8 protein-coding genes are annotated in these 7601 nt (G+C 70.0%); 1 reads left to right on the top strand and 7 read right to left on the bottom strand.

Translation table 11 applies throughout. The features are described from left to right. Nucleotides 1–121: 121 nt before the first annotated feature. The 7 genes from cckA to flgB form a co-directional block, all read right to left on the bottom strand. Nucleotides 122–2848 (bottom strand): cell cycle histidine kinase CckA, encoded by a 2727-nt coding sequence (gene cckA, locus MZTS_RS22880; protein ID WP_192285546.1) that lies wholly within the window; start codon nucleotides 2846–2848, stop codon nucleotides 122–124. A gap of 126 nt (nucleotides 2849–2974) precedes the next feature. Beyond that, nucleotides 2975–4042 carry a flagellar biosynthesis protein FlhB gene (gene flhB, locus MZTS_RS22885; RefSeq protein ID WP_192285547.1) on the bottom strand — a complete coding sequence of 356 codons (1068 nt, stop codon included), beginning with the start codon at nucleotides 4040–4042 and terminating at the stop codon, nucleotides 2975–2977. A 51-nt stretch (nucleotides 4043–4093) separates the two neighbouring features. Then, nucleotides 4094–4870 carry a flagellar biosynthetic protein FliR gene (gene fliR, locus MZTS_RS22890; protein ID WP_192285548.1) on the bottom strand — a complete coding sequence of 259 codons (777 nt, stop codon included), beginning with the start codon at nucleotides 4868–4870 and terminating at the stop codon, nucleotides 4094–4096. Nucleotides 4871–4909: 39 nt separating this feature from the next. Then, on the bottom strand, nucleotides 4910–5176 hold the full coding sequence (fliQ, locus tag MZTS_RS22895) for a flagellar biosynthesis protein FliQ (protein ID WP_192285549.1): 267 nt from the start codon (nucleotides 5174–5176) through the stop codon (nucleotides 4910–4912). Nucleotides 5177–5258: 82 nt separating this feature from the next. Then, nucleotides 5259–5573 (bottom strand): flagellar hook-basal body complex protein FliE, encoded by a 315-nt coding sequence (fliE, locus tag MZTS_RS22900; protein WP_192285550.1) that lies wholly within the window; start codon nucleotides 5571–5573, stop codon nucleotides 5259–5261. Nucleotides 5574–5578: 5 nt separating this feature from the next. Then, a complete protein-coding gene (gene flgC, locus MZTS_RS22905; RefSeq protein ID WP_009865001.1) occupies nucleotides 5579–5989 on the bottom strand; it encodes a flagellar basal body rod protein FlgC in 411 nt (136 codons plus the stop codon). A gap of 21 nt (nucleotides 5990–6010) precedes the next feature. Next, nucleotides 6011–6427, bottom strand: coding sequence for a flagellar basal body rod protein FlgB (flgB, locus tag MZTS_RS22910; RefSeq protein WP_009865000.1), 417 nt, complete (start codon nucleotides 6425–6427; stop codon nucleotides 6011–6013). 337 nt (nucleotides 6428–6764) lie between these two features. Between flgB and MZTS_RS22915 the strand changes: the two genes are divergently transcribed. Next, a partial coding sequence (locus tag MZTS_RS22915) for a hypothetical protein (RefSeq protein WP_192285551.1) occupies nucleotides 6765–7601 on the top strand: 837 nt, incomplete at its 3' end.

Consider the following 7601-nt stretch of genomic DNA (forward strand, 5'->3'; position numbering starts at 1 on the left):
CCGCTTGATCGGAGCGGGTTCCGTATTGGTGGATCCGATCCTGCGCCAGTGAGGAGATCGCCTCTGCCGAGACCGGGGAGGCGCATCGATCCTGTCGTGATCCGATCACCCGGTGCCCGTCTCAGCCTGCCATCGTCCGCTTCACCGTTTCGACGAGCTGCTTGAGGCTGAAGGGCTTGGGCAGGAAGTTGAAGGCCTCGCCCTCGGGGAGGTTCTTGCGGAAGGCGTCTTCCGCGTAGCCGGAGACGAAGATCACCTTGAGGTCGGGATAGTGCTTGCGCAATTCGCGCAGCAGGGTCGGCCCGTCCATCTCCGGCATGACGACGTCGGAGACCACCACGTCGATGCCGTCGGCATGCTCCTCGATCAGGCGCAGGGCCTCGATGCCCGACGCCGCCTCCAACACCGTGTAGCCGCGGGCGGACAAGGCCCGCGAATTGACGGCGCGGACCGGATCCTCGTCCTCGACCAGCAGAACTGTACCCTGGCCGGTATGGTCGGCCGCGGGTTTCGGCGGCTCCGGCGTACGGGCTGGCTCCGGCGGCGGTTCGGCGGCCGGCTTCGCATCCGTTTCCCCGGTCGCCTCGACGCCGCTGTCCGGCTCCTGCGAAACCGGTACCGGGGCGGCGGAGGCGGCGGCCTCCTTCTTGGGGGCCGGAGTCGGAAGGGGCGGCAGCGGCTCCGGCAGCGCCTCGATGCCGGGCTCGTGGCGCGGGAGATAGATGCGGAAGGTGGTGCCTTCCCCGACCGTCGATTGCACGTCGATGGCGCCGCCCGACTGGTTGACGATGCCGAACACCGTCGAAAGGCCGAGACCCGTGCCTTTGCCGATCTCCTTGGTGGTGAAGAAGGGCTCGAAGATCTTCTGGCGTACCTCCGGCGGGATGCCCTCACCGGTATCGGTGACCTCGATCATCACGTGATCGCCCGCCGGGATGCCGACCGGGCGCTCGGCATCGACCGGGCAATTGGCGGTGCGGATGGTGAGGCTGCCGCCGCCGGGCATCGCGTCGCGGGCGTTGACCGCGAGGTTCACGATCACCTGCTCGAACTGGTTCACGTCGGCCTTGACCGGCCAGATCTCGCGCCCGTGCCGGAAATCGAGCTGCACCCGCTCGCCGAGCAGGCGCTTGAGCAGCAGGGTGAGGTCGGACAGCGCCTCGCCGACATCCATCACCTCCGGCCGCAGGGTCTGGCGGCGGGAGAAGGCCAGCAGCTGCCGCACCAGGCTCGCGGCCCGGTTCGCGTTCTGCTTGATCTGCATGATGTCCTGGAAGGCGTGATCGGTCGGCCGGTGGCTCGCCAGCAGCAAGTCGGAATAGCCGATGATCGCCTGCAGCACGTTGTTGAAGTCGTGGGCGATGCCGCCGGCGAGCTGGCCGACCGTATCCATCTTCTGGGTCTGGGCGATCTGCTGTTCGAGCTGGCGCTGCGCCGTGGTGTCGAGGGCGTAGAGGATGACCCGCTCGCGGTCGCCGTCGCTTCCCCCTTCCTCGGAATCCGGCCGCTGGGTCCCGTCGGCATCCGCCGGGCTCATCCAGACGCGGGCCGAGCGGTCCCCGGGGCCGGACAGGCCGACCTCGATCGGGTCGAGGCCGCCGAAGCCGTTGGCGGCCCGGGCGAGCGCACCCTCGATCGCGCTGCGGTCGCGTTCCAGCACCGCGTCGCGCATCATCGGGTCGGGCGCCTCGCGGCCGGCTTCCGCCGCCGGCTGGCGCGGCATGCCGGCGAACAGGCGGACGAAGGAGGCGTTGGCGCGGATCACCCGACCGTCGCGGTCGAGGGTGGCGATGGCGATGGGGCTGTTGTTGAGGAAGCGGGCAAGGCGCACTTCCGCCGCGCGCTGCGGCTCGTCCGCATCCGAGCCGGCGGAGCGGTTCAGCACGAAGGTGCGCGAGGGGCCGGGCGCCCCATCCTGCCCGTAGGCGACGCGATGATAGAGCCGGGTCGGCAGCGGCTGGCCGTTCCGGCGGCGCAGGTCGATGTCGTAGCGGTCGGTCCGGACCTCGCCGGGCAGGCCGGGCGAAGCGGTCAGCACGTCGGCTCCGGGAGCGATCTCGAGCAGCTTCAGCCCGCCGGATCCGACCGTGGCGAGGTCGTAGCCGAGCCAGGAGGCGAGCGTCGCGTTCATGTAGACGATGGAGCCCGCCGCATCGATCGACAGGAAGCCGGCCGGCGCGTGATCGAGATAGTCGATGGCGTGCTGGAGTTCCTGGAAGACGTTTTCCTGGCGCTCGCGCTCGTGGGTGATGTCGCTCACCGTCCAGAGCGCGGCGGAGCCGCGATGGCGCGGGATCGGGCGCACGGCGATGCGGTACCATGCGAAGTCGCGATCCGCCGCGCCGCCGGGCGGGGGGGACATCCGGATCTCTTCGGTATAGGCGCGCTCGTCGCGGGCGGCCTGCGCCAAGCGGTAGACCGCCTCAGAGACTTCGGGCGCACCGACGAAGATCCGCTCGATGGGGCGCAGATTCGAGAAGCTGTCGCCGCCGGCGAGGCGCATATAGGCCTCGTTGGCGTAGATCATCCGGCCGTTATCCTCGACGACGAGCTTCCCCTCCGGTGCCGCGTCGGCGATGGCGCGGGTGATGTCGTCGCGCGAGGCCGGGCCGGCGAGCTGGAGCGCGCCGATGGCGAGCGCGAACAGGAAGAACACGCCCGCCATAGCCAGCAGCGCCAGCAGGGCAAGGATGAGCGGCTGAGCCTGCTCGTTGGCGACGAAGGACAGCCCGACCGCCGCGCCGACGAGGAGCCCCGCGAGCATCAGCAGCAGGCCCACCCGGCCCGGCCGCTCCGAGCGGTCGATGGAACCGGATGCCGGCACCGCTGGTCCGCTGACCTCAGCCATCAGGCCTACCCACTCCATCGCCGGTCGCCGCTCCGGGACCGTGCGCGTCCAAAACGTCATGCCTTCGCCGGAGCATTGCCGGAGAATGGTGCATAAACCGTGGCGCCTGAGGGACTTCGCCGGCCCTCAGGCGGCCCGGCGGCGCAGGCGAAGCACGAAACCGATCACCTCCGCAACTGCGCGGTAATGCTCGGCCGGAATCTCGGCATCGACTTCGACCGTGGCGTGCAGGGCGCGGGCGAGCGGCGGATTCTCCATCACCGGGACATCGTGCTCGGCGGCGACCGCGCGGATGCGCAGCGCCAGCGAGTCGACGCCCTTGGCGACGCAGACCGGGGCGGCCATGCCGGCCTCGTAGCGGAGCGCCACGGCGAAGTGGGTCGGGTTCGTCACCACCACGGTCGCGGTCGGCACGGCGGCCATCATCCGCTTCTTGAGGCGGGACTGGCGCAATTGCCGGATCCGGGCCTTCACCTCGGGGCTGCCCTCGCTCTCCTTGTGCTCCTGCTTCATCTCTTCCTTGGTCATGCGCAGCCGGTTGCGCCAGCGGTGGCGCTGGTAGAGCGCATCGCCGAGCGCGATCCCCGCATAGGCGGCGAGCATGCCGCCCATCATCTTGAGGGCGAGGGAGAGCGTGCCCTGGAGCGCGGCGCCCGGTTCGAGCTGGGCGAAGGATTCGGCCCGGTCGTGCTCGTGCCACAGGATCGCCCCGGCCACCGTGCCGAACACGACGATCTTGGCGAGGCCTTTGCCGAAATTGACCCAGGCATCCATGCCGAGCAGGCGCTTGGCGCCGGCCATGGGCGAGATGCGCGCGAATTTCGGCATCAGGCTTTCGGCGGTGAAGATCGGCCGGTGCTGGACCAAACCGGCGGCGATGGCCGCGAGCATCGCGATCCCGACGGGCACGGCCAGGGCCTTGAGGGTGACGGTGCCGACGCGGAGGGCGACTCCGAGATAGGTGCCGCCGTCGGAGGGCAGGGCACCGGCATGTTCGAGAAAGCCGCGCATGTCGCGGGTGAGGCCCTCGGCGACCGGCCGTGCCGAGAGCAGCAGGGCCAGGGTGAAGGCCGCCAGGATGAAGAAGGTGTTGATCTCGGGACTGTTGGGGACGTCGCCGCGCTCGATCGCCTGCTCGATGCGCCGTGGCGTCGGGTCTTCGGTCTTGTCCTCGTCGTCGGTCTCGTCGGCCACCGGCTCAGGCTCCCCCGCTCCAGATCGCAGCGCGGGCCCGGAAGGGAGCGGCTACTGCCCGAGGAAGGCGCCGAGATAGCGGCTGAGATTGTCCAGGAACAGCCCCATGATCAGGGACAGGGCGCTCACGAGCAGCATCATGCCGATCAGCAGCGAGGCGGGCACGGCGAGGAAGAAAACCTGGAATTGCGGCATCAGCCGCGACAGCACCCCGAGACCGAGATTGAACAGGATCCCGAACACGATGAAGGGGCCCGAGATCCGAACCGCCAGGGAGAAGCCGCGTCCAAAGGCGTCGAGGGCGAGCTTGGCCGCATCGCCCATGCCGGGGACACCGCTCGGCGGCAGCACCGTGTAGCTGCGCCCGATCGCTTCGAGGGCGAGGTGGTGCAGATCGGTGGCCATCACCAGGGTGACGCCGAGCAGCGACAGGAAGTTGCCGAGCGCCACCTGCTGTCCGCCCATCGTCGGATCGACGGTCATGGCGTAGGACAGGCCGAGCTGCTGCGAGATGACCACGCCCGCGGTCTGCAGCGCGGCGACCACCATCCGCACCGACAGCCCGAGCATCAGGCCGATCAGGATCTCGCCGAACAGGAGCCCGATCAGGGAGGGGGCCGCCAGCGCCCCGTTGTTCGTCGGCAGCAGCGGGCGCACCGCCGGGAACAGCACGAGGGTGACGAGGAGGGCGAGGCCGAGCCGCAGGCGGGCCGAAACAAGCTGCTCGCCCATGCCGGGCACCAGCATCATCAGGGTGCCGACCCGGGCGAAGGTGAGCAGGAAGGCCGCCGCGAGGCCGGGCAGCAGCAGGTCGAGCGGCGTGGTCATGCCCGCCCTTCCTACACGCTCTGCGCGGCCGGCGGGACATCATCCGCCCGCGGCGATGCGCGCGGCGATCCGGGCCATGTAGGCGGCCATGGCATCGCCCATGAAGGGCAGCATCAGCAGCATCACGCCGAACACCGCGACGATCTTCGGCACGTAGATCAGGGTCTGTTCCTGGATCTGGGTCAGCGCCTGGAACAGGGAGACGATCAGGCCGACCACGAGGGCGACGATCATCAGCGGCCCCGCCACCTTCAGGAAGACGAGGATGCCGTCACGGGCGATGTCGAGGATGGCGAGGCCGGTCATGGGGCTTTCGACTGTTTCCGAGGATCGTTGGTGAGCATCCCACCACCTCGCTTGCGGGGAGCGGGGAAACGCCGAAAAGGAATCAGATCGGCATGCGCATGATCTCCTCGTAAGCGGAGATCACACGGTCGCGCACGGCGACCAGGGTCTGCAGGGCGGTCTCGCTCTCGGCCACGGCGGTGACCACGTCGACGACATTGGCCTTGCCGGCGGCGGCCGAGAGGGCGGCGCGGTCGGCCTGGGCGCCGGCCTGAGCGACACCGTCGAGGCTCTGCTGCAGCATGCCGGTAAAGCCGCCCGGCGTCGCCGCCATGCCCTGCGTGAGCTTCGGCGCGCCGGGACGGGCGATGTTCTGGGCGGCGGCGTAGGCGCCGGCGGCGAAGGCGGAGGTGGTCATGGGGGTCACGCCTTCAGGATGTCGAGGGTGCGGGAGATCATTCGCCGTGTGGCGGTGACCATGTTCAGGTTGGCCTCGTAGGAGCGCTGGGCCTCGCGCATGTCCATGTTCTCGATCAGCCCGTTGACGTTGGGCAGCCGCACCTCGCCCCGGGCATCGGCGGCAGGGTTGCCGGGATCGTATTTCGTGCGGAACGGCGAGGGGTCGCGCGCGATGCGGCCGGCCTCGATGACCTTGGCGTCGAGTTCGCGGTCGAAGCGGCTGGCGAAGGTCGGGACCTTGCGCCGATAGGGCTCGCCACCCGCCGTCTTCGCGGTGGAATCGGCGTTGGCGATGTTCTCGGCGATGATGCGCATCCGGCCGGACTGGGCCTTGAGGCCGGAGGCGGCGATGCCGAGGCTTTTCATGAAATCCATGGCAGATCCCGCTCAGGCGCGTCAGCGCTTGCCGACGGCGATCTTCAGGGCGTCGAGGCTCTTCTGATAGAGCGAGGCGACGAGCTGGTAGTCGGATTGGTTGTCGCCCGCCTTCATCATCTCCTCCTCCAGATTGACGCCGTTGCCGGAGGGGCGGACCTCGAACCCCTTGAACCGGCGCGGATCGGCGTTCGGACCGCTCTCCGCCGACAGCCCGATATGGCGGGTATCCGTGCGGGCGAGCCCGTCGCCGCCGATGGCGGCGCCGAGGGGGGCGGCCAACCCAGCGGATGATCGGCTCGGCTCGGCGAGATCGCGCGGGCGGAAACCCGGCATGTCGGCATTGGCGACGTTTTCGGCGAGCAGCGCCTGACGGGCCTGATGCCATTGCATCCGGTTGCGCAGCATGCCGAGCAGGGGCAGGTCGGTGAGGGACATGGTGCCTCGGACGGCCGGTGCGGCTGCGGGGGGAGCCCCGGAAGGTCGCTGGACCGGACCCGGCAGAAAGTGCCGCGCCTATGGTTAAGGAGCGGTTAACCCGGCAAATCCTGCCGGGTGGATCGGCCGGGTTTCGCCCTCCGCAAGTGTGGATTTCGCCCCTGCGGACCGCACCGAGTTGTTAACGAAGTCTCAGCCTTTGTTGCGGGCGCTCCGGGCGGAGGCGATAATCGGGCCCTGTATTGCGTGGGGCCGAGAGCGCGTCTCCCACCGCCGCCGGCCCCGAGCCGGACGTGGTGCGCGGCGTCTCAGGCCCCGATGACGAGAGACGCCGGTCTTGCAAGCGTTCTTCAGTTCCGAGGGCTCCTACGCCCTGCAGTTCCTGGTGATCTTCCTCGTCATCCTGGTGCTGTTCCTGGTCGCGACCATGCTGTTCATGCGGCTATCCGGGCGGCGGCTGTCGCTGGCGGCCGGGCCGAGCCAGCGCGGGCGCCAGCCCCGGCTCGGCATCGTCGACATCTACGAACTCGACCGCCAGCGTCAGCTCATCCTGCTGCGGCGGGACAATGTGGAGCACCTGCTGCTCGTCGGCGGGCCCAACGACGTGGTGATCGAGCGGCACATCCAGCGCGGCGCCGGGAGCCGCTACGCGCCGGAGGCCAATGGCCGCTCCGAGGGGGAGCTGGGCGCGCCCGACGCCTCTGAGGCGCCGCGCACCGAACCCTTCCTCGACAGCCCCGCGCCGCCGACCTTCACGATGCCGGAGGTGGTGCCGCCGGCCAAGCCGGGAACATCGCCGGCCCCCGACCGGGCGCCGCCCCTCGATCCCGGCCTGTTCGAGCCCGAGGAGATCCCGCCCGCTCTCCGGCCGGCCACGCCGGTGAGTCGCCTGATGCGCCGCACGGCCCCCCCTCTCGTCACCCCTCGGCCGGAGGTCACCTCCGAGCGCGTCGCGCGCCCCGAGGTCGTGGCGGCACCCGCCGTCCCGACGCCGCCCCCGGAATCCGAGCCGGTACCGGAGCCGCCGCCGGTCATCGCCAGCCGCGAGCCCCGAGTGGTCGATCCCGCCGTCCTGTCAGACATGGCCCGTCAGCTTCAGGTCGCGCTGAAGCGTCCCTCCTCGGCGGTGACGCCGCCGCCGGTGGCGCCTGCCGACGTCCCCCCGTCCCGGCCC

Source organism: Methylorubrum zatmanii (assembly GCF_014845115.1).
Taxonomy (GTDB): Bacteria; Pseudomonadota; Alphaproteobacteria; order Rhizobiales; family Beijerinckiaceae; genus Methylobacterium; species Methylobacterium zatmanii.

Excerpts from the sequence above, each read along its gene's own strand:
- fliQ (WP_192285549.1), bottom strand. The coding sequence starts at position 5,176 with ATGACCGGCCTCGCCATCCTCGACATCGCCCGTGACGGCATCCTCGTC.
- cckA (WP_192285546.1), bottom strand. The coding sequence starts at position 2,848 with ATGGCTGAGGTCAGCGGACCAGCGGTGCCGGCATCCGGTTCCATCGAC.
- flgC (WP_009865001.1), bottom strand. The coding sequence starts at position 5,989 with ATGGATTTCATGAAAAGCCTCGGCATCGCCGCCTCCGGCCTCAAGGCC.
- fliR (WP_192285548.1), bottom strand. The coding sequence starts at position 4,870 with ATGACCACGCCGCTCGACCTGCTGCTGCCCGGCCTCGCGGCGGCCTTC.
- flgB (WP_009865000.1), bottom strand. The coding sequence starts at position 6,427 with ATGTCCCTCACCGACCTGCCCCTGCTCGGCATGCTGCGCAACCGGATG.
- fliE (WP_192285550.1), bottom strand. The coding sequence starts at position 5,573 with ATGACCACCTCCGCCTTCGCCGCCGGCGCCTACGCCGCCGCCCAGAAC.